The 20,560-nt window shown below is 27.2% G+C and carries 23 protein-coding genes; 7 read left to right on the top strand and 16 right to left on the bottom strand.

The genetic code is table 11. The features are described from left to right. Positions 1-107: 107 nt before the first annotated feature. Genes cmoA through AC1B00_RS00410 form a run of 9 tightly spaced genes read right to left on the bottom strand, consistent with a single transcriptional unit; the run spans position 108 to position 8,127 of the window. Entirely contained in the window at positions 108-818 is a 711-nt protein-coding gene (gene cmoA / locus AC1B00_RS00450; protein WP_488847612.1) for a carboxy-S-adenosyl-L-methionine synthase CmoA, read from the bottom strand. Continuing rightward, positions 808-1,677, bottom strand: a complete 870-nt coding sequence (locus tag AC1B00_RS00445) for a bifunctional riboflavin kinase/FAD synthetase (RefSeq protein ID WP_488847611.1) — start codon at positions 1,675-1,677, stop codon at positions 808-810. The genes cmoA and AC1B00_RS00445 overlap by 11 nt, the downstream gene beginning before the upstream one ends. Beyond that, a complete protein-coding gene (gene tlyA, locus AC1B00_RS00440; RefSeq protein ID WP_488847609.1) occupies positions 1,649-2,344 on the bottom strand; it encodes a 23S rRNA (cytidine-2'-O)-methyltransferase TlyA in 696 nt (231 codons plus the stop codon). The genes AC1B00_RS00445 and tlyA overlap by 29 nt, the downstream gene beginning before the upstream one ends. Then, positions 2,341-4,269, bottom strand: a complete 1,929-nt coding sequence (gene ligA, locus AC1B00_RS00435) for an NAD-dependent DNA ligase LigA (RefSeq protein ID WP_336611140.1) — start codon at positions 4,267-4,269, stop codon at positions 2,341-2,343. Before ligA ends, tlyA begins: the two co-directional genes overlap by 4 nt. Further along, positions 4,266-5,375, bottom strand: coding sequence for a dihydropteroate synthase (gene folP, locus AC1B00_RS00430; protein WP_488847608.1), 1,110 nt, complete (start codon positions 5,373-5,375; stop codon positions 4,266-4,268). The genes ligA and folP overlap by 4 nt, the downstream gene beginning before the upstream one ends. Beyond that, positions 5,362-5,940: a DNA polymerase III subunit delta' gene (locus AC1B00_RS00425; protein ID WP_488847607.1), complete on the bottom strand. Its 579-nt coding sequence runs from the start codon at positions 5,938-5,940 to the stop codon at positions 5,362-5,364. Before AC1B00_RS00425 ends, folP begins: the two co-directional genes overlap by 14 nt. Then, a complete protein-coding gene (locus tag AC1B00_RS00420) occupies positions 5,937-6,464 on the bottom strand; it encodes a HobA family DNA replication regulator (RefSeq protein ID WP_336611143.1) in 528 nt (175 codons plus the stop codon). The genes AC1B00_RS00425 and AC1B00_RS00420 overlap by 4 nt, the downstream gene beginning before the upstream one ends. Beyond that, positions 6,464-7,666: an aspartate kinase gene (locus tag AC1B00_RS00415; RefSeq protein ID WP_239818506.1), complete on the bottom strand. Its 1,203-nt coding sequence runs from the start codon at positions 7,664-7,666 to the stop codon at positions 6,464-6,466. The genes AC1B00_RS00420 and AC1B00_RS00415 overlap by 1 nt, the downstream gene beginning before the upstream one ends. Then, positions 7,660-8,127 (bottom strand): RNA pyrophosphohydrolase, encoded by a 468-nt coding sequence (locus AC1B00_RS00410; RefSeq protein WP_239818505.1) that lies wholly within the window; start codon positions 8,125-8,127, stop codon positions 7,660-7,662. Before AC1B00_RS00410 ends, AC1B00_RS00415 begins: the two co-directional genes overlap by 7 nt. 123 nt (positions 8,128-8,250) lie before the next feature. On the opposite strand from AC1B00_RS00410, the gene AC1B00_RS00405 reads away from it, so the two are divergent. Together AC1B00_RS00405 and hemW are read left to right on the top strand one after the other, a co-directional pair. Then, positions 8,251-8,832, top strand: a complete 582-nt coding sequence (locus tag AC1B00_RS00405) for a hypothetical protein (RefSeq protein WP_488847606.1) — start codon at positions 8,251-8,253, stop codon at positions 8,830-8,832. Between the two features lies 1 nt (position 8,833). After that, a complete protein-coding gene (gene hemW / locus AC1B00_RS00400; RefSeq protein WP_488847605.1) occupies positions 8,834-9,865 on the top strand; it encodes a radical SAM family heme chaperone HemW in 1,032 nt (343 codons plus the stop codon). Between the two features lie 7 nt (positions 9,866-9,872). Here the strand turns inward: hemW and AC1B00_RS00395 are convergent, their stop codons facing one another. The 7 genes from AC1B00_RS00395 to AC1B00_RS00365 all read right to left on the bottom strand — a co-directional run bounded on the left by AC1B00_RS00395 (position 9,873) and on the right by AC1B00_RS00365 (position 15,498). Further along, positions 9,873-10,622 carry a hypothetical protein gene (locus tag AC1B00_RS00395; protein ID WP_488847604.1) on the bottom strand — a complete coding sequence of 250 codons (750 nt, stop codon included), beginning with the start codon at positions 10,620-10,622 and terminating at the stop codon, positions 9,873-9,875. Beyond that, positions 10,623-11,393 carry a hypothetical protein gene (locus AC1B00_RS00390; RefSeq protein WP_488847603.1) on the bottom strand — a complete coding sequence of 257 codons (771 nt, stop codon included), beginning with the start codon at positions 11,391-11,393 and terminating at the stop codon, positions 10,623-10,625. A gap of 17 nt (positions 11,394-11,410) precedes the next feature. Further along, positions 11,411-11,881 (bottom strand): hypothetical protein, encoded by a 471-nt coding sequence (locus tag AC1B00_RS00385; protein WP_488847602.1) that lies wholly within the window; start codon positions 11,879-11,881, stop codon positions 11,411-11,413. Positions 11,882-11,911: 30 nt separating this feature from the next. Next, positions 11,912-12,211 (bottom strand): hypothetical protein, encoded by a 300-nt coding sequence (locus AC1B00_RS00380; RefSeq protein ID WP_488847601.1) that lies wholly within the window; start codon positions 12,209-12,211, stop codon positions 11,912-11,914. 203 nt (positions 12,212-12,414) lie between these two features. Next, positions 12,415-13,527: an NAD(P)/FAD-dependent oxidoreductase gene (locus AC1B00_RS00375; RefSeq protein WP_488847600.1), complete on the bottom strand. Its 1,113-nt coding sequence runs from the start codon at positions 13,525-13,527 to the stop codon at positions 12,415-12,417. 10 nt (positions 13,528-13,537) lie between these two features. Beyond that, a complete protein-coding gene (locus AC1B00_RS00370; RefSeq protein WP_488847599.1) occupies positions 13,538-14,245 on the bottom strand; it encodes an AMIN domain-containing protein in 708 nt (235 codons plus the stop codon). A gap of 2 nt (positions 14,246-14,247) precedes the next feature. Beyond that, on the bottom strand, positions 14,248-15,498 hold the full coding sequence (locus tag AC1B00_RS00365) for a coproporphyrinogen III oxidase family protein (RefSeq protein WP_488847598.1): 1,251 nt from the start codon (positions 15,496-15,498) through the stop codon (positions 14,248-14,250). Positions 15,499-15,718: 220 nt separating this feature from the next. Here AC1B00_RS00365 and AC1B00_RS00360 point away from each other — a divergent pair, with 220 nt between their 5' ends. The 5 genes from AC1B00_RS00360 to AC1B00_RS00340 are packed head-to-tail and all read left to right on the top strand — an operon-like array spanning position 15,719 to position 20,558. Beyond that, positions 15,719-16,978 carry a M28 family peptidase gene (locus AC1B00_RS00360; RefSeq protein WP_488847596.1) on the top strand — a complete coding sequence of 420 codons (1,260 nt, stop codon included), beginning with the start codon at positions 15,719-15,721 and terminating at the stop codon, positions 16,976-16,978. A 12-nt stretch (positions 16,979-16,990) separates the two neighbouring features. Next, positions 16,991-18,379 carry a class II fumarate hydratase gene (fumC, locus tag AC1B00_RS00355; protein ID WP_488847595.1) on the top strand — a complete coding sequence of 463 codons (1,389 nt, stop codon included), beginning with the start codon at positions 16,991-16,993 and terminating at the stop codon, positions 18,377-18,379. Continuing rightward, the gene (gene tsaD / locus AC1B00_RS00350) at positions 18,376-19,386 is read left to right on the top strand and encodes a tRNA (adenosine(37)-N6)-threonylcarbamoyltransferase complex transferase subunit TsaD (protein WP_488847594.1); all 1,011 of its coding nucleotides are present in this window, start codon (positions 18,376-18,378) and stop codon (positions 19,384-19,386) included. The genes fumC and tsaD overlap by 4 nt, the downstream gene beginning before the upstream one ends. Before the next feature lie 6 nt (positions 19,387-19,392). Then, positions 19,393-19,827, top strand: a complete 435-nt coding sequence (locus AC1B00_RS00345; protein WP_488847593.1) for a DUF2147 domain-containing protein — start codon at positions 19,393-19,395, stop codon at positions 19,825-19,827. Further along, entirely contained in the window at positions 19,827-20,558 is a 732-nt protein-coding gene (locus AC1B00_RS00340; RefSeq protein WP_239818481.1) for a 3'(2'),5'-bisphosphate nucleotidase CysQ family protein, read from the top strand. Before AC1B00_RS00345 ends, AC1B00_RS00340 begins: the two co-directional genes overlap by 1 nt. The last annotated feature ends 2 nt before the right edge of the window (positions 20,559-20,560 follow it).

The raw sequence follows: 20,560 nt of genomic DNA, 5'->3' as shown, positions 1-20,560 counted from the left end.
TCATTTATAATCCTTTTTTTAAAATATTTTTTGATTAAAGCAAAAAATATTTTTTATGTCAAGGAAAAAATTAAATATTTGCATTAAATTTGTTACATTTAGTAACATTATTCCTTAAAAGCAATAAAAGAGCAAAAATTCGCCCACCTAAAAAAGCAATCAATTTGCTTAAAATTAGCATTTTTTAAAATATTTACATTCTCATCGTAAGTAAAAGGTATCAAAACATTTTCTAATGCTGCTCTTTTTTGAGCTATTTCATATCTTGAATATCCTTGATTTTCTTTATAATTTTCGTAAATATCTATTATGTTTTTTTGTAAGACTTTATTATCATATAAAAGCTTTTCGCATAATATAAAAACTCCGTTTTTATTAAGCTTTTTATAGATTTTATTTAGCAATTCTTGTCTTAAAAGAGGTCTTATAAAATGAAGAGTATAAGAGCAAATTATCGCATCAAAACTCTCATTAAGGCTTAAAATATCTTCTATATTTTGATTATAAAAATTAATTTTTACGCCTAAATCATCGGCTTTAATTTTTGCTCTTTTTAACATCTCATCTGAATTATCAAGCCCAAATAATTCTAAATCATCTCTTTTAGAAAGCGCTAAAAGAGTATTTGCAGTAGAACATCCTAAATCTAAAACCTTTGCATTCTTTGGCAAAATTGCACTCAAAATACTAAAAATTAATTCTTGATTTTGCAAATAATACGGCACACTGCGAGTAACCATATCATCAAAAACCCTTACAACTTTTTCATCAAATTCAAATTGTTTAACTAAATTATCATTAAAAACTTCATCTCTCATTTTTTGCCTTTAAGCTTAATGTTTTAATATCCAAATCAATTTGAGCCTTTAAGCTATTAAAATCATCAAACTTTTTATTTTCTCTAAAAAACTCTAAAAATTCTATTTTAATTTGCTGGAATTTGAAATAGGAATTTGAATTATTTAAAATATGAACTTCCAAAGCCTCTTTTTCATCGGTTGAGCGTTTGCCTAAAAATACAGCTGCAAAGTATTTATTTTCATCTAAAAATACTTTTGCATAATAAACCCCAGCTTTTGGTAAAAAATAATTCTCATAATCTACATTGATAGTTGGCACGAAAAATTTAGTCCCTAAGCCTTGACCTTTGATTTGTTTGCCTTTTATATGGTAGTTTCTTCCTAGATAAGTTTTCACATCTTTTAAATTAGCATTTAATAGGCATTCTCTAATTAAGCTCGAATGAACGCTAACACCATTAATTTTATATTCATCTACAACAATACAATCAAGCCCTGAAAAGCTCTTTAGTTCTTTTGCATGCGCTGCTCTATTTTTGCCAAAATGAAAATCATATCCTGCTACAAAATACTTAAGTTGTGTAAAATTATACATAATATTTTGTGTAAAATTATACGCACTTTCTTCTTTTATCTCATCAAGATTTACAAAAAATACCTTGCAATTTAATAGTTCTTGTTTATAAAAAATAGGAACTATTTCTTTAGTTTTTTTATAAATTATAAGCAAAGCCCCGTTTTCATCAAGTCTTTTTATAAGCTCAAAATGTCCTAAATGAAGTGCATCAAAACAACCTATCGCAAGACTTGTAACCGAGCTTAAATCTTCTTTTGTAGTTTTTAAAATCTTATTTTGTATAAGCGTAAAAATATTCATAATTTCCATCTTTTCCACTTAAGTTTGATTTAGCTTTTTTAAGCAATCTTAAGCCAAGTCTTGCTAAATTAGTTTCAAACTCTAAACAAGCCTTGTTAATAGCCTTTTCATCTTTTACTACGCCAGTTTTACTTCGTTTTGCAGCCTTGCCTACTTCAAATTGTGGCTTAAATAAAAGTATTAAATACTCACTACTAAGTCTTATTAAATCATTAATTATTAGATTAATTGATATAAAACTAACATCGCAAACAACTATTCTAAAGCTTTCGTGATTAAAATCTCTTATATCAGTGTTTTCATATACTTTTACTCTTAAATCTTGCCTTAAACTCTCATGCAATTGATTGCTACCAACATCAACGCAAGTAACACTTCTAGCGTTATTTTCTAATAAAACTTGAGTAAATCCTCCTGTGCTTGAACCTACATCTAAGCAATCTTCACCACAAATTCCTAATTCAAATTCTTGCAAAAATCCCTTTAATTTATATGCAGCCCTACTTACATAAACATCACTAAGTAAAGTGCATTTTGCATTCTCGCTAATATTAGCACTTGGTTTTTTTATCTCATCATCTATTAAAACTTTACCTTCTAATAAAAGCTCACTAGCTTTGTTTCTGCTAATATTAAGCTCGTTTGCAACAAATAAATCAGCTCTCATAAACTATTAAACTCATCTTCATTAATTACTTTTACGCCTAATTCAAGTGCTTTATTTAGCTTACTTCCTGCATCACTTCCACATAAAAGATAGCTTGTTTTTTTACTAACACTTGAGCTTACTTTTCCGCCGTTTTCTTTTATTATTTTTTCGTAATATTCTCTTGCGTTACTCAGTGTTCCTGTGATTACGAATGTTGTATTTGCAAATTTATCACTTGATTTAATATTAGTATTTTTAAGCCTTAAAATCTCATAAAATCTTACAATCAAATCCTTATTAACACTACAAAACCTAGCAAGTGATTTAGCCATTTCTTCGCCAAATCCATCAAGTTTTAAAAACTCTGCCTCATCTTTTAAATACCATTCATAAGCAAATTCACTAGCTATTTTACTAGCTGCAACTTCTCCTATATTATCAATTCCTAAAGCATTTATAAAGCTACTTAATTCACAATCTTTTGAGTTTTCAATTGAAGTTAAAATATTTGAAATCTTTTTGTTGGCAAAGCCTTCAAGACCTTCAAAATCTTCATATTTTAGCTCATAAATACATTCAAATGTGCTGATTTTGCCTAAATTAAATAAAAGTTCAATGATTTTATCGCCTAATCCTTCAATATTTAAGCATTTTTTACTTGCAAAATATATTAATTGATTTAGCATTTTTGCCTTACAATTAAGATTAATACATTTAATTAAAGCTCCGTCATCTAGTAGTTTTTCATTACAAGATGGACAATTTATAGGCTTTTTTATCTCAATTTCACTTCCGTTTCTTCTTTCTTTATAAACACGAGTTAATTTTGGAATAACATCGCCACTTCTAATAATACTAACGCTATCATTAATTAAAAGATTTAATCTAGTAATTTCATCGTAATTATGCAAGGTAACTGATTTTACTATCGCTCCATCAATATTTACAGGCTCAAGTGTGCCAACAGGAGTAATCACTCCGGTTCTTCCTACTTGATAAGTAACATCAATTAATTTTGTGATTTGTTCTAATGGTTCAAACTTATAAGCTGCCATATATTTTGGGAATTTAGCAGTGTATTCAGTACATTTGCTTAAATCATTTATCCTTAAAACAAAGCCATCTAACATCATTTTTTTATTTGCTCTATCGCTTTGTAATTTTTCGTATTCACTTTGTAAAGAACTTGCCCTTACAACTTTACAAAAATCGTCTTTTAAAAAGCCTAGATTTCTTACAAATTCCATTGCTTCGCTATGAGTTTTGTATGTTAATGAGTTTTTACCAATTCCATGTGGATAAAATTGAAGATTTCTCTTAGCAACTTCACTTGGCTCTTTTAATCTTAGCGAACCACTTGCAGCATTTCTAGGATTAGAAAACAAGCTTTCATTATTTGCTAGTTTAATCTCGTTTAATTTGTCAAAATCATCTTTTAATATAACGATTTCTCCCCTTATTTCAATTAGTTCTTTATAAGAAATTGTTTTTGGAATTGAGTTAATTACTAAAGCATTTTGAGTTATATCATCACCAATTTGCCCATCTCCACGAGTAATAGCGTGAATTAATTTACCATCTTCATAGATTAGATTTAAACTTGCACCATCAAATTTTGGCTCTATAAAAAACTCTTCATTTTCAGCTTTTGCTCTTTTGATCCAAGCTTTTAATTCATCTTCATTAAATACATCTTCCATAGAATACATTTTGCTTAAATGTGCTAATTTATTAAAGCCATCATTTACTTGCATTTGACTAATCGGAAATACTCTTTGAGTAGGTGAATTAGCGTCAATTTTATCTGGATTTTGCTTTTCGTATTCTTTTATTTTTTTTATTAGTTCATCATATTCTGCATCACTTGCTAATGGGTTTTCTCCTAAATAATAAGCTTTTGCCCAAGTATTTGCTAATTTTATATTTTCTAAATATTCTTTCATATTTCATCCATTTTTTTAAGATAATTTATAACTGCGTTTTGTTCGGCAACATTATGCACTCTAATATAATCAGCATTTGAGTTTGCATGTGCTAAAAGACTTAAAGGCTCTTTATATGTGCCAAAAAGTTTTTTATTTGAAGCTGCTAATAAAATAGGTTTATTTAAAGTCTTAAAATGATTTAAATACTTTATCAAAACTAAGTTTTCATATTCGCTTTTACCAAAGCCAATTCCAACATCAATCATAACTTTACTCTCAATCTCACTTAATTTTTCTAAAAAGAACTCATAAACGCTATTTAAAATAAAGAATTTAGAATCGGAATTACAAATTTTTAAACCTGATTTATTTATATAATTATCAATATAATTGTTCTTTGAATGCATTAGAATATATGTTGCATCATAGCTTAATGCAAGTTTTGATAATTTAGTATTTGCACTTATATCATTTACATATTTAAAGCCTAAATCAAGTGCATTTTTATGGCATTGCTCATCAAAACTATCCAAACTAAACTCAATTTTTTCATTTAATTTATGTTCTTTTATAAGCTTAAAAATAGGCTTTAATCTGTTTAACTCTAATTTGGCTCCTAAGTAATTTGAATTAGGTCTTGAACTCATTGCTCCAATATCAATTATACTTGCGTTATTTTCAATAAATTCATAAACTTTTTGCAAAAATATTTTTTCGCTAATTCTTGAGCTTTCATAAAAACTATCATCATTTATATTCATAATACCCATAATTTTTGGATATTTTTTGCTTATTTTTAATTCATCTAAAAATTTAGCAAGTCTTTTGCAAGAAAATTGCTGTAATTTAAGCTTATTTGATAAATCCTTTGCATTAATTTCATCAACTAATAAAATACTATCGTATTTAAAATCTCCACCCAAAATAGTATTTTTATGATTTAGCACCACAGCATTAACACTTATTGCGTCTTGCTTTAAAATATTTGCAGCAGTTGTGCTTATGTTTTTAATATAAATTATGTGTTTATTTGCTCTTTTTAAAAACCTATCTAGTGCAAACTCACTTGAATTAATTTCTTTAGCTGAGTTTTCATCTAGTATATAAAAACTAGCTTCTTTCACGCATTATTCCTAATAATAACCTTGAAGTAATAATTTTTGGATTTGAATTAACCTTTGATAATTCATAACATTTATAAAATTCTTCTAACAAATCTTTATTTAATTTGATATTGTTTTTATAGCATTGTTTTATTAGAGCACTTATAAAATCGCTAAGATTTGCTTTATCTATATTGTAATTTGCAATATCTAAATAATTCATATTTTTTAAATCAATTTTAATTTCAAAATCATTTTTATAGCTATCAAGTTTTCTTGAAATTAATCTTGATTTGATAGTGGGTAATAAGATATTTTTTGAACTTACTAAGATTTTAAAATAAACCTTAGCAGGTGGTTCTTCTAGTAGTTTTAACATATAATTTTGAGCTTGAATGCTGTAATCTTTATAATATAATACAAAATACTTATCGTATTCTTCTATCAAATAAGCATTTTGCATAATGCTTTTTGCATCATCTAGTAAAAATTCATCATCTTTATAAATTTTACAAATTTGTACCGATTGCTTTAGCTCATTAATATATTCATCAGGATTTTGAGTAATTATTATCTCGCTTCTCAAATCTTAACCTTTGCAAAAACTATTGCATCTAAACAAGCATTAATTAATTGAGCTATCGTAATTAGTTTAATATCCAAATGCTCATCACTAGACTTTAAACAAAAAGAATTATCGTATTCTTCATCTAAGATGAATAATAAACTATCTTTTTTGTTTTTAGCAAGTTTTGCCATTTTAGAATTATCCTTACCAAAATAAACATAAATATATCCATTAGGATAAGAAAGGCTTAAAACATCATCTAATAAATCTTCATTTTTTTCATAATTATCAAGCTTAAAGCCTTTTAAACTAAAAAATGGTAATAATGGTCTAGCACTTTTAGCATTCACTAAGCTTAAAAAATAATCTTCAAACCAAGCTCTCTCATCATCAGTAACTACAATAAAAGCTTTTCCATCTAATAACGAGCTAAGCCTTGAAGATAGCAAAGGGCTTATTTTAAACCTTTCGCTATCTAACCAGCTATATTGAATGCCTTTTTTTTGAATAAAGTCTTTTACAAAGCCTAAAAAATCTTGCATTAATTATCCAGCTTATAAACTTTATGTAGAGTTCTTACAGCAAGTTCAGCATATTTTGAGCTTACTATCATAGAGATTTTAATCTCACTTGTTGAAATCATTTGTATGTTTATTCCTTCATTTGCTAATGCTTCAAAAGCTGCACTTGCTACGCCTGAATGAGTTTTCATACCAACACCAACAACAGAAACCTTTACAATATCACTATCACTTTCAATCACAACATCGCTACCTAAAAGCTCTCTCATAGCTTCACTAGCATTTTTTAGCTCATTTTGTGGAACGGTAAAACCTAGATTTGTAGTTCCATCATGACCTACATTTTGAATAATCATATCAACATTTATGTCTTTTTTCGCTAAAGTTGTAAAGATACTTGCCGCAATTCCTGGTTTATCTTCTATTCTTCTTAATACAATTCTTGCTTGATTTTTATCTAACGCTATTCCACTTACTAATGCTTGTTCCATTTTTTCCTCGCTTGTTATTATTGTTCCACTATTATCATTAAAGCTACTTCTTGTAACTAATTTAACATTTAATTTTTTTGCTAATTCAACACTTCTATTTTGAAGAACTTTCGCTCCTAAACTTGCAAGCTCTAACATTTCTTCATAAGAAACTTTGTCAAGTTTTTTAGCTTTAGGCTCAATTCTAGGATCAGTTGTATATACTCCATCAACATCTGTGTAAATCTCACATAAATCAGCATTTAATGCACCTGCAAAAGCAACCGCACTTAAATCACTTCCACCACGACCTAAAGTAGTTGTATTGCCATTAGCTGCATATCCTTGAAAACCTGCAACCACTACGATTTTGCCTTCACTTAATTCTTTTTTAATTCTAGTTGAATCAATATCTATAATTTTTGCATTTGTATAATCATCAGTAGTTAAAAGTCCTGCTTCTTTACCACTTAGCGATATTGCATTATAACCCTTAGAAATCAAAGAAATTGCTAAAAGTGCTGCAGTCTCACGCTCCCCACAAGAAAGCAACATATCTAATTCTTTTTTATTCGGAAATTCTGAATAAAAATTAGCGTTTTCAATTAATTGATTGGTTCTTCCACTCATAGCAGAAACTACCACAACTATATCTTTATAAGTCTTTTTTGACTTAATCACCCTATTTGCAACATTTTCTATGCGTTCAAGGTTGCCAACGCTTGTGCCTCCATATTTTTGAACAACTAACATCCTATAAATCCTTCTTTTTGAAAATACTTTAAAACTTTAGTATAAAGTGGTCTTTTAAAATGATTAATATAAGGATTTAAGTCCTTATAATCAACAAAAAGATGCTCTTTAAACTCAGGCTCATTGGTATTTAAATTAATCAAGTTATTATCCCTTATTTTAACTAAAAAATACCTTTGAGTTTGTCCGTCAAAATTATATTTTTTCTTAACAGCCTCATTAGGAAATTCATAGCTTAACCATTCAGGATATTCTGCAATTACTTCAAATTCTTTAGTCCCTAATTCTTCTTCTAATTCTCTTAGAAGTGCTTCTTTTGGGCTTTCTCCTTCATCAATTCCGCCTTGTGGAAACTGCCAAACATCAATATCTAGTCTTAAAGCCACTAAAATCTTACAATTTAGTGGGTATTCTTGAGACAAAACAATAGCTGCTACATTTTTTCTGTAATTTTTCTTCATCTAATAACCTAAAATTAATTTCATACGATACTATCAAGAAAAATTTAATTGAAAGCAACATTTTGCCTAAAGAATTAATTAAATTTATCCGATATAAAATCATAATTTATTTAAGGAGTTTGAATGCAAATTAGTGCAAAAAATATTACCCTATCTTATCAAGCAGCAGGAAGCTTTAAAAGTAAAGATGAAGCACAAAAAAATATAAAAGAAAATTTAAAAAATTACGGAGTAGAACTAAACGACAAAGAATTAGAAAAACTAACTGCAAAAGGAGAAAACGACAGCTTTTTTGCTTTAAGTTTTGAAATCAGCATTACAGAAATTAGCATTCAAGGTAATCTTCATGAAATAGCGAATAATAGGGGAAATATCAAAAACTTTTTAAATGATTTTAAGGATTTAACTTTAAAGAATTTGAATCAGGAATTAGCAAAAGACTTAATAAGCGAAAATGGTTTATTTGGAGCTAAAAACTCAGGTCAAAAAATAGCAAATAGTATTCTTGAACTAGCAAATAATGATGTTGATAAATTAAAAACAGCAAAAAATGGCTTGCTAGATGGCTTTAATGAAGCGTTTAAAAAGTTTGACTTTAAAGATGATTATATGAGCTTAGCTAACAAAACCTTAGAAAATGCCTTTAAAATGATAGATGAACAAATCGCAAAATTAGGCGAAAATATATTTAATTTAAAAGCTTAAGATGAGAATATACATTCACATTCCTTTTTGCGCTAGTAAATGCTCTTATTGTTCCTTTGCTAGCTTTACAAATAAGCAAAAAATAAATGAGTATTTTAAGGCTTTAGAATTAGATTTATCAAGGTTTTTGCCCTTTACTAAAGATATAAAAAGCATATATTTTGGAGGCGGAACGCCTAGCTTTATACCTGCAAAGTATTATGAAAATTTATTTAAATTACTAAAGCCATTTTTAAATGCAAATTGTGAAATAAGTGCTGAAGCAAATCCAAATTCTTTAAGTCTTGAATGGCTTAATACTATGAGAAATTATGGACTAAATCGCATTAGCCTTGGGGTTCAAAGCTTTAATGATGAAAAGCTAAAATTCTTAAATAGAAGCCATTCATCACTTGAAGCACTAAATCAAATCGCCCTACTTAAAAAAGAAAAGATAAATTATAGTATTGATTTAATATATGGAACTTTTATGGACGATTTAACTATGTTAAATAATGAGCTTAATGTATTAAAAAGTTTAGAATTAAATCATCTAAGCGCTTATACTTTAATACTTGAAGAAAATACTCCATTTGCTAATAAAATAGATTATTTACAAAAAAATGATGAGCTAAACTGCTATTTTTACGAGCAAATTAATAAAATAGGCTTAAAAGCCTATGAAATAAGCAATTTTGCAAGTTCAAGTGATTACGAATGCTCTCATAATAAAGCTTATTGGAATAAAGATGATTATATCGGTATTGGGCTTTCAAGTGTAGGAACGAGCAAAAATATTCGCTATTATGCAAGCTCTAGTCTTGCTGAATATATAAATAATCCACTCAAAAGAAGTAAAGAAATATTAAGCTTAGATGATATTAGATTAGAAAGCATTTTTTTAGGTCTTAGATCAAATGTAGGGGTTAGCTTAGAGCTTATTAAGGATTTATCAAAACTTGATGATTTAAAAGAATTAGTTTATATTAAAAATGGAAGATTATTTAATAAAAACTACTTATTAAGTGATGAAATAGCATTGTTTTTAGAATAAATTTTATTTAAATTAATTTCAATATATTTCCTTTATTTTTATTTTCATTTTTATTGATTAATTCTTCTAATTTTTCTAAATCGCTTTTATTAAATTTATTGAACGAAAGCTCATAAGATATATAAAAAATCTTAAATCTTTTTCGCTTTAAAAAAATTCTTATAGTATTTTTAAAATTTGTTTTAAGAAAATAATATTCCTTAATATCATCATATTTTATTTTGCTAACTCCTAAGCCTTTTACAAATACCAAGCAATCTTCATAGCAAATCACTCTTTTAACACCACAAAACATAATTAAAGTGCATAATATAATTACTACGCCGATTATTTTATAAATAATTAATTCATCTTTTAAAAAGCTTACAATACTAATAAATGAAAGCAGCATTAAAAATCCAAAAGTTATATGGGCTAAATTAAATCCTTTTGGATTAATCACATAAATCGCATTTCTTGTATCAACTTCTCTTAATATATAAATTACAAGGATATAAATAACAATAAAAATCATAAAATATAGCCAATTTTCTACTACAAAAATAAGCGAAATTAAACTAAATAAAACAATAGCAAAAAATTTTGATTTATCATAAAAATACTTCATTGATAAAACAAAATAATGAACAAACATATAAACAAACATTAAAAACAAATAATTTTCAATAAAACAAGATTTAATTGCAAGATATATAAAAACAGCATTTATAGGGGTTAATGCAAGTATGATTATAAATTTTAAATTCTCTTTAATCATTTAATATTTCTTGTCTAATAATATATATTTTACTTGTTTATCTTGATTATAAATATCTAAGATTTCTTTTAATAAATAAATCACTTCTTCTTCGCTAATTAAATAATTGCCCGCAATATCTATGATTGCAAATATAGCATTATCATTTGATAGGCGTTTTTTATGAATAAGAATTATTTTTATAATATCTGTTTTATAGTTTAAAATCCAAATTATTCTATTTGAATTTAGATCACAATCTATGAAAAAACATTCAAGCTCTTTATTAATTAGCATTGTTTTTGTATTAAATATAGTATCTTGTGTATTGAATTTAGAAAGCACTTCATTTATTTTATATTTTTCATAAATTTCGTTATTAATTTCTATATTTTTAAAATCTAATTTAAGCTGAGTATTACCTATAAAGATTGATTTACTTTTAAAAAATTTCTTGTATAACTTTACTAACAAATAATAATACACAAATGGCAAAATCAAAGCTATTATTGCACCTATTGACAAGATCAAAACAGGGATATAAGATAAGCAAAATATAATAGATAAAATTATTAAACACAATTCTTTTGATATCTTGCTATATATTACATGAGTTAAAAAACACAAAGGTATAATAAATATTGAACCAAATAAACTTCCATAAGGTGCTTGTAAAATTGATAAAATAAACATATCGCGAGTAGAATATACGAAAAAAATCATCATAAACAAAAAACAATAAATTGGCAATATTGCAATTAAAATTACAATTTTTATCACAATTTTTTCCATTATAAAATCTCCTTTTGTTATAAGTATTCTCCTAATACTTCATCTATTATATATGCTTTAAATTCTTTATCATTATTTAAGCTTCCGTCCCATTTATAAACAGCTAATATTTCTCTTAATAAGGCTATTATTTCTTTTTCATTTAATGTTTTATTATCTCTTATAGAAAGGATTTTATAAACTCTATTATAAACTACATTATCAATCTCTTGTTTGATATCATAATCTAAAATTATCCTTATATGCTCGCCTTTATAATATAAAATCCACAAAGATTTATTAAGCTTTGCATGGTCTAGTTCTGGGTCATCAAAATTCATACATCTTATAAACCAGCAGCCTAATTCTTCATCTATTACAATGCGTTTTTCAAAAGGAAATTTATGATGTTGTCTGAGATACCAATCATTAGTATGTTTAATACAAATATCTACAAAAGAATATTTCTTCTCTAATCTATCATCAATAATTGCATTTTTAAAAGCCATTATTTCTCCTTTTTAGCAAGAACATATTTATCAATAATTAATATATGAAATACATGCATAAAATAACCATACAAAAATAATAAGATAAAAAAAACATATAAGTTCGTTAGCTATAACACAATAAAACACATACATTAAAATAATACTAAAAATAAGGGCAAAAACATTGCAAATAAAAATCAAAATTCCTAAAATATCTCTTGTTTGGTGTTTGTAAATAGCTTCACAATAATCGCATTTCATTATATATCCTAAATCATCATCAAAAACATGTGTTTTAGGTAAGGGAATTTTATTTTTACAAACTTCACATTTTTTATAAAAAAACATTTAAATGCCTTAAATTTAAAATACTTATATCATAGCAAAAATTAAAACAATTATTAAAATTATCTTGAATAAAAATTACTAATTCCTATTTCAAATTCTCATAATTTTTAAAGGAATTTGAAATAGGAATTTAAATTAAGAATATATAAAAAAGTTAGTGTATTTATGTTTTAATTTTTAGTATCCTTAAAGAATACTAAAAATCATAAGCCTTTTAAGCCGAATAATTTATATTGCCATTTTATCTCGGTAAATTTCTTTAAAACTTTTGCTAAAAAGCCACTAAAATCTCTACCTTGCACGCTTGCAACTGCGTATTTTTCACTTAAAGAACAAACACTTCCTTGGTCTTTATAACTAAATTTTTCTTTAAAACTTTGATTATTTAGCCTAGCGCTTAGACTTTTTGCTAAATAATTTCCTTGTTTGCAAGCAATTTGTGCTGTTGGTGCAAAAGGTCTATCATTATTCATAATCAAAGAACAATCTCCTAAAATATAACAATTATCATAATTTGGAGCTTGCAAATACTCATTAACTAAGACCCTATTGTTTTTGCTCTCAAATACACTATTTCCTATAACTGCATTTCCCTTAACTCCGGCAGTAAAAATAATGTTTTTTGAGTCAATATAATTTTCTTCATCATTTAAATAAATTCTATCACCTTGTTTTTTTATGATTTTATGTGAGCTTAAGACTTTTACCCCTAAATTTTCTAAATATTTTCTAGCAACTTTAGCTAATTCTTTACTATACATAGGCAAAATTTCATCCATTGCCTCAATTATATAAATATTTGCATCTATATCTTTTGACTTACAAACTTGAGCGATAGAAGCACATAATTCAACCCCGCTAAAACCTGCTCCGCAAATCACAACATTTTTATAAATGCTTTCTGATTTTTCTAGGTTTTTATACAAATCTTCTTTTGTTTTAAGTGCGTTTTCATAATCGCCTATTTCGTAAGTTTCTTCTAGCCCTTCAATGCCAAAAGTATTTTTATTCGCTCCTAAACCTATATAAATTTCATCAAAATCATAATCAGTGTTTTTGCAATACAATTTATTAGGCTCTATTTTTATAGCTGTGTCTTGAATGATTACTATTTCTTCTGGAATGATTGATTTTAAATCAATTTTAATATTTTTTTCGCTTTCATCTGCTGCAATTTTATGTAATTCTGTTGTTTTATAGTGATATGAATTATTGTTTATTAATAAAAATTCAGCCTTTTTTAAATCTTCTTTACTAAGACTTTTGATTAAAGATAAATTCGCATATCCAGCGCCTAAAAAAATGATTTTTTTCATAACACTCCTTTTATTTTAATTTTATAATGTATTCTCCTACATTTTTTTGAATATCATAATCATAAATTCCATCTAATTTAATAACAAGTCTATAAAAATTTCTATGAACCCCTGAATATATCTCATCAACATAATCAGTTTCCATTTTAAAATGCTTGTTTTGTAGGACATAATTAGTTTTAAAATCCATTACAATTCTATTTGGATTTTTTAGGCTAAATTCTCTAAGCAAATTATTGTGAGTTTTAATATGTATATTTTTTTTATCAAGTATTACATTAAAATCATTTGAAAAAGTATATTCTAAAGGCTTATATTGCGTAACTTCTTCTACTATTTCTGGGGTTTTGATAGGCTGTTCTTTTTCTTCTTCTTTGTTTAAAGCTAATTTGATTTTATCTTCAACTTTAAGCTCTGTTTTTTGCTCTTTATCTTCTTTTATACTAAGCTCTCTTGCATCAAGCATCATATAAACTTTATGCCAATCAAGCCCTTGATTTACATCTATTTCGTATTCTTTTAAAGTCCCATCTACATTTGTATAAATTAATTTTATTTTATTTAAAATTCTTGCATCGCTTGGGACATTAAAGGCTATTTTTTGCAATTCTTTAATCTCTTCAATAGGACTTGGATTATTAATATTCACAATAGGAACGAATGGATTTTCTCTTGCAAATAAAAATAAAGATATAAAAAGCAAAAAGCCCTTTTTCATAATCATAAATCCTTTCTAAAAAACGCCCTTACTAAGTCCATATTTATATAAAATTCTTTCATTAAAGTAAGTGCTAAATATTTGCCAAAAAAAGTATTTTGAATAATACCATTATTTATGTTAATTGCACCAACACTTTTCATTGCTTTTAATCTCAAACCTAAATGTTTTTCTAAATCACAATTATAATTTTGATTAAAATTATTAATATTTAAATTATCCTTAAAAAATTCTGTTAAAAATATATAATTAATCACATCTTCATTACTAAAATCAATATGAGCTAGTTTTTTATTCTTGCCTTCTAACACCTTAGCCTTATAATCATCAAGTTTAAAAGCATTTACCAAAAGCTTGTTTTCTGTGAAAGAAAACGCCCCACTTCCAGCTCCAATATATTCATGATGAGTGCTTACATATTCATCATTAAAACTAGTCCTATTTTTAGAAAAACTCCATGAATTATTTTGTTCATAATCATTAAAATAATCACAAATTATCTTATAAAACTCATACTCATTATCTTGCTTATCTATTCCTAATTTTGCAGCGATTATTTCTTTTGTTAAATTAGATTTCATTAATGGATACAAGGTTATTTGTGATGGAGCAATGCTTTTTGCTAATTCTATATCTTTAATTAGCATTTGCTTAGTTTGTGATGGGAAATTAAAAATCAAATCAATGCTAAAAGTAGGAAGTATTCCGTTAGCTAATTCTAATTTTTTTACTAATTCTTTTTGCTCGCCAAATTTTTCTAAGCGATTAACCTTTCTTAAAATATCATTATCAAAGCTTTGAACCCCACAGCTAAGCCTATCAATAAGCCCTTTAAAATCTTTTAAAACTTCTGGTTTTATGTGATTTGGATCGCTCTCACAAGAAATCTCTTCAATGCTAAATAAGTCTTTGCATAAACTAAGAGTTTTTATAAGCTCATCTTCATTTATAAGCGTAGTTCCACCACCTACATAAAGCGTATTGAAGTCATATCCTAAGTCTTTAAATTGCTGCAATTCAACTCTTAAAATTTTAAAATATTCTTTACATAATTCTTCATCATAAGCAAACTTATGAAAACTACAATATGGACAAAATGTGTGACAAAATGGCACATGAATATAAAGCATTACCTTTTTATTATCTTTTGCCTTATTTAACACGATTTCTTCTTGGAATTTGAATTTTGATTTTAGTTCTTTATTTAAAAAATTACAGGTATATTTTAAAGCTTGTTTTTGCAAAAAATTCATTAATAACCTTTATTAAATATTAAAAAATGTTTTTAGTTTATACAAATAAAATTAATTTCTAGAATTTGAATTAGGAATTTCAATTTATATTTCCTATTTCAAATTCTTTAAAAATATTACTAATTTACACACTTTAAAATAAATTACTATTTTACACACTAAACTTACTCTTTATTAAACTTTAAAATCTAATGTTTTCGTAAAAAATTAAGGAGAAATAATGAGTGTTTTAGAACATTTCAAGCAAATTGCAGCAATTCCGCATTGTAGTTTTGATGCTGTGAAATTAAAAGATTTTTTAATTAATTATGCTAAATCAAAAGGCTTTGAAGTGCTAGTTGATAAAGCAGAAAATATTTTATGCAAAAAAGGAAATTCTAATATATGCTTACAAAGTCATTATGATATGGTTTGTGTAGGCGATGCACCCAATATAAATATCATAGAAAGCGATGGCTTTATAAAAGCAAATAATTCAACCTTAGGCGCTGATAATGGAATAGGAATTGCCATTATGATGGAAGCTATGAATGAATTTAACGACCTTGAATGTTTATTTACTGCTAATGAAGAAGTTGGATTAATAGGAGCTAATAATTTAGAGCTAAAAATTAGCTCAAAGCATTTACTAAATCTTGATAGTGAGTGCGTAGATAGAGTTATCATTGGCTGTGCAGCAAGTTTAATGATGAATGTAAATATCAAATTAAGCTACAAAAATCCTAGCAAAAAATACCTATATGAAGCTCACACTAAAGGCTATAAAGGCGGACATAGTGGAATTGATATTATTAAAAACATTCCTAGTGCAATAAGTGATTTGGCTTTATTTTTATATAAAAATGATGCTGAATTAGTAAGCTTTAATGGAGGCGAAAGAACTAATAGTATAAGCGTAAATGCAAAGGCTATTTTTTATAGTGACGCTGAATTAAAATCAAGCGAAAATATAGAAATTACAAAGCTTGAAAGCAAAGGCGAAAAAGTAATAGAACAAGATATTTTAAGCCATCTTGCAAGCTATAAGCACGGAGTTTGGTCTTATTCAAAAGATTTAAATATAGTAAAAACTAGCGTAAATCTAGCAATTATCAAGCAAAATAACGATGAATTAGAACTGCAAATGTTTGCAAGAAGTGATAATTCAGCAGATTTAGATGAAGTGTTTTATAAAACTAAAGCGCATTTTAACAATGACAATGTAAAACTTATTGCAAAAGATGAGCCTTGGGAACCTGTGCCAAATGATTTTACTTATGCAGTGCTTAATTCTTTACAAAAATATAATCCAAAAGCTAGTATGAGTAGTATTCATGCAGGACTTGAATGCGGAGTTTTAAAGACTAAACAAAGTGAATTATTATGCGCTTCAATTGGGCCAAATATATTAAATCCACATAGTATTTATGAAAGATGTGAAATAAGCACAATTGATGTTATTAAAAACGCAACATTTGATTTAATTAAAAATTACAAATAAAAGGAGAATAAAATGAGTTATCGTATTGAACACGACACAATGGGTGAGGTAAAGGTTCCTGCAGATAAATTGTGGGCAGCACAAACACAAAGAAGTTTGGAAAATTTTAAAATAGGCACAGAAAAAATGCCAGTAGAATTAATACAATCTTTTGCGTATCTTAAAAAATCTTTAGCTTTAGTAAATAACGACTTAGGTAAATTAGATAATGCTAAAAAAGATGCTATCGTTAAAGCTTGTGATGAAATAATTGCTGGTAAGCATAATGATGAGTTTCCATTAGCTATTTGGCAAACAGGCTCAGGTACTCAAACAAATATGAACCTAAACGAAGTTATCGCAAACCTTGCAACTAAACTAAATGGAATGGATTTTACAAAAGAAAAAATCGTTCATCCAAACGATCATGTAAATATGAGCCAAAGCTCAAACGATACATTCCCAACAGCAATGCATATTGTTGCAGTCTTAGAAACCGAAAAAACACTAATTCCTGCACTAGAAATTCTAGAAAAAACACTAGATAAAAAAGCAAAAGAATTTGAAAATATAATCAAAATCGGAAGAACACATTTACAAGATGCAACCCCACTTACTTTAGGACAAGAATTTAGTGGATATGTATATATGTTGCAAAGCTCAAAAAGACATATCTTAAAAGCACTTGAAGATGTAAGAGAGCTAACAATTGGTGGAACAGCAGTTGGAACTGGAATTAACGCTCATCCAGAGCTTAGTGAAAAAGTATCAGCAAAATTAACCGAGCTTTTAGGCACTAAGTTTATAAGTAGCCCAAATAAATTCCACGGACTTACAAGCCATGATGCTTTAGTATTTTTACATGGTGCATTTAAAGGTCTTGCAGCAAACTTAATGAAAATAGCAAACGATATTAGATGGCTTGCTAGTGGTCCTAGATGTGGTTTAGGTGAGCTTAGTATTCCAGAAAATGAGCCAGGTAGCTCAATTATGCCAGGTAAAGTAAATCCTACTCAAAGCGAAGCTTTAACAATGGTTAGTGTTCAAGTTATGGGAAATGATGCAGCTATTGGCTTTGCAGCTTCTCAAGGTAATTTTGAGCTAAATGTATTTAAGCCTGTAATTATTTATAATTTCTTACAAAGCTTAAAATTATTAGCAGATGCGATGATTAGCTTTAATGATAATTGCGCTATCGGAATTACTCCAAATATTGATAAGATTACTTATAATCTAAACAATTCTTTAATGCTAGTAACTGCACTAAATCCACACATAGGCTATGAAAATGCTGCAAAAGTTGCAAAAAATGCTCACAAAAAAGGAATAAGCTTAAAAGAATCTTGCTTAGAATTAGGATTATTAAGTGCAGATGATTTTGATAAATTCGTTGTTCCTGCAAATATGATTAAGCCAAAATGAAAGAACTAATATTAGCAATTGAAAGTAGCTGCGATGATTCAAGCATCGCAGTTATTGATGTAAATACCTATGAATGTGTTTTTTATGAAAAAATCTCTCAAGATGAGCATTCAGATTTTGGTGGAGTTGTGCCTGAGCTTGCATCAAGATTGCATACTGAAGCCCTACCTAAAATACTAGCTAAAACTAAGCCATTTTTTAATAATTTAAAAGCAATTGCAGTTACAAATGAACCAGGTTTGTCAGTATCACTTCAAAGTGGTGTTGCTATGGCTAAGGCTTTAAGTGTAGCATTAAATCTACCTTTAATAGCTGTAAATCATTTAAAAGGACATATTTGCTCTTTATTTTTAGATAGCGAATTAGAAAATGATTTTTTGGTTTTATTAGTAAGTGGTGGCCATACTATGATAATTGAAATTTCAAAAGAATTTGAAATAGGAATTTTAGCAAGCACAAGCGATGATAGTTTTGGTGAAAGCTTTGATAAAGTTGCAAAAATGATGAATTTAGGTTATCCAGGTGGAGTTTTTATTGAAGAATTAGCTAAGCTTGAAAATAATAATACTTATGAGTTTTCTTTACCAATTCCTAATAAAAATAGACTTGAATATTCGTTTTCAGGCATTAAAAATCAAGTAAGATTAGCTATACAAAATAGCATAGATAATAATACTTTAGAGCAAGATAAGGCAAATATAGCAGCAGCATTTCAAAGAATTGCGTGTAAGCATATAATTAATAAATTAAATATAGTTTTATCAAAAAGACATTATAAAGCTTTAGGGGTAGTTGGAGGTGCAAGTGCAAACTTGCTACTTAGAAGTGAATTAGAAAAAATTGCTAAAAAACATAATTCAAAACTACTTTTAGCACCATTAAAGTATTGTTCTGATAATGCTTTAATGATAGCAAGAGCGGCAATTAATGCATATAAACATAAAGATTTCGTAAATATAAGTGATGATATAATAAATCCAAAATCAAAAAATTTTCAAAGGTTATAAGAAATAATGAAAAAATTATTATTAATTTTAAGTTTCATAGGAATATTATTCGCAAAAGATTATGGCTATTACATTAGCGTTGATGAAAAAGGAAAACAAACTGCAAGATGGCATATTTATGAAGAAAATAATGAATTATTTGGTAAAGTAGTAAAGCTATTTGAATATCCTGATAGTGAGATTTGCGATGCTTGTGAGAAAACTTATCCATTCTTTACCCATGCAAAAGATGCAAGTAAAATGAAAATTGTTGGAGCTCCACTTTTATATAAACTAAAAAAAGAAGGTGCTAATACATATAAAAGTGGTTATATAATTGACCCTGAGAGCGGGAAATTATATAGAGCTAACGCTACTTTTAAAGATGATAAATTAATTTTAAGGGGATATATAGGCTTTTCTTTAATAGGAAGAAGTCAAACTTGGATTAAGGAAAAATAATGCAAGATTTACTTACTCTTGCAAAAAAAGCTGCAAAATTAGCAGGAGAAGAACTGCTTAGCATAAAACATCCTTTAATAAAAACCAAACCAGATGGTAGTCTGGTAAGCTCAGCTGATTTAAAAGCAAATGAAATAATATGTGATATTTTAAAAGAAAGTAAAATTAGTATTTGTTCAGAAGAACAAATACTTGATTATGAAAAAAGAAAAAAAGCTCCCTTTTGGCTAATAGACCCACTAGATGGAACTACTAATTATTTAAAAACTAGAAAGAATTTTTGCATTTGCATAAGTTTAATTGATGGTGCTAGACCAATTCTTGGCTTAATTTATGATGTTTGCAATAAAGATATTTATTATTCAGCTAAAGGTATGCCAGTGTATAAAAATCAAGAAATCTTAAATAAAATTAAAAAAGAATCTAATAAAGCTTTAGTATCTTTAAGAAAAGATCAAAACGAAAATAATGCAAAAATACCTTTTAGCTATGGCTACACAGCATTAAATATAGGTTCGGCTTTAAAATTTTGTGCTTTGCTTGAAGGCTTTGCTGATGTATATTTAAGATATGAAATGCTTAATTCTTGGGATTTAGCTGCTGGGGACTTTTTGATAAATCAAAGTGGTGGCCTTATGTTAGGTCTTGATAAACAAAAATTAAACTATAATAAACCAAATTTTACTTGCAAACCTTTCATAGCGTTTTCAAGTGTATATAATAAGGATTAAAT

This window comes from Campylobacter sp. DY7 (assembly GCF_057802535.1).
The sequence above is the reverse complement of the archived record's forward strand: the minus strand, read 5'-3'. Positions and strand labels throughout refer to the sequence as shown.

Bases quoted from the DNA above. Each gene is read 5' to 3' on its own strand.
- AC1B00_RS00380 (WP_488847601.1), bottom strand. From the start codon at position 12,211: ATGTTTTTTTATAAAAAATGTGAAGTTTGTAAAAATAAAATTCCCTTA.
- AC1B00_RS00395 (WP_488847604.1), bottom strand. From the start codon at position 10,622: ATGATTAAAGAGAATTTAAAATTTATAATCATACTTGCATTAACCCCT.
- AC1B00_RS00340 (WP_239818481.1), top strand. From the start codon at position 19,827: ATGCAAGATTTACTTACTCTTGCAAAAAAAGCTGCAAAATTAGCAGGA.
- AC1B00_RS00375 (WP_488847600.1), bottom strand. From the start codon at position 13,527: ATGAAAAAAATCATTTTTTTAGGCGCTGGATATGCGAATTTATCTTTA.
- tlyA (WP_488847609.1), bottom strand. From the start codon at position 2,344: ATGAGAGCTGATTTATTTGTTGCAAACGAGCTTAATATTAGCAGAAAC.
- AC1B00_RS00345 (WP_488847593.1), top strand. From the start codon at position 19,393: ATGAAAAAATTATTATTAATTTTAAGTTTCATAGGAATATTATTCGCA.
- tsaD (WP_488847594.1), top strand. From the start codon at position 18,376: ATGAAAGAACTAATATTAGCAATTGAAAGTAGCTGCGATGATTCAAGC.
- AC1B00_RS00365 (WP_488847598.1), bottom strand. From the start codon at position 15,498: ATGAATTTTTTGCAAAAACAAGCTTTAAAATATACCTGTAATTTTTTA.
- AC1B00_RS00360 (WP_488847596.1), top strand. From the start codon at position 15,719: ATGAGTGTTTTAGAACATTTCAAGCAAATTGCAGCAATTCCGCATTGT.
- AC1B00_RS00390 (WP_488847603.1), bottom strand. From the start codon at position 11,393: ATGGAAAAAATTGTGATAAAAATTGTAATTTTAATTGCAATATTGCCA.
- AC1B00_RS00370 (WP_488847599.1), bottom strand. From the start codon at position 14,245: ATGAAAAAGGGCTTTTTGCTTTTTATATCTTTATTTTTATTTGCAAGA.
- AC1B00_RS00385 (WP_488847602.1), bottom strand. From the start codon at position 11,881: ATGGCTTTTAAAAATGCAATTATTGATGATAGATTAGAGAAGAAATAT.
- AC1B00_RS00420 (WP_336611143.1), bottom strand. From the start codon at position 6,464: ATGCAAGATTTTTTAGGCTTTGTAAAAGACTTTATTCAAAAAAAAGGC.
- fumC (WP_488847595.1), top strand. From the start codon at position 16,991: ATGAGTTATCGTATTGAACACGACACAATGGGTGAGGTAAAGGTTCCT.
- AC1B00_RS00415 (WP_239818506.1), bottom strand. From the start codon at position 7,666: ATGTTAGTTGTTCAAAAATATGGAGGCACAAGCGTTGGCAACCTTGAA.
- AC1B00_RS00445 (WP_488847611.1), bottom strand. From the start codon at position 1,677: ATGAATATTTTTACGCTTATACAAAATAAGATTTTAAAAACTACAAAA.
- hemW (WP_488847605.1), top strand. From the start codon at position 8,834: ATGAGAATATACATTCACATTCCTTTTTGCGCTAGTAAATGCTCTTAT.
- AC1B00_RS00410 (WP_239818505.1), bottom strand. From the start codon at position 8,127: ATGAAGAAAAATTACAGAAAAAATGTAGCAGCTATTGTTTTGTCTCAA.
- cmoA (WP_488847612.1), bottom strand. From the start codon at position 818: ATGAGAGATGAAGTTTTTAATGATAATTTAGTTAAACAATTTGAATTT.
- ligA (WP_336611140.1), bottom strand. From the start codon at position 4,269: ATGAAAGAATATTTAGAAAATATAAAATTAGCAAATACTTGGGCAAAA.
- AC1B00_RS00405 (WP_488847606.1), top strand. From the start codon at position 8,251: ATGCAAATTAGTGCAAAAAATATTACCCTATCTTATCAAGCAGCAGGA.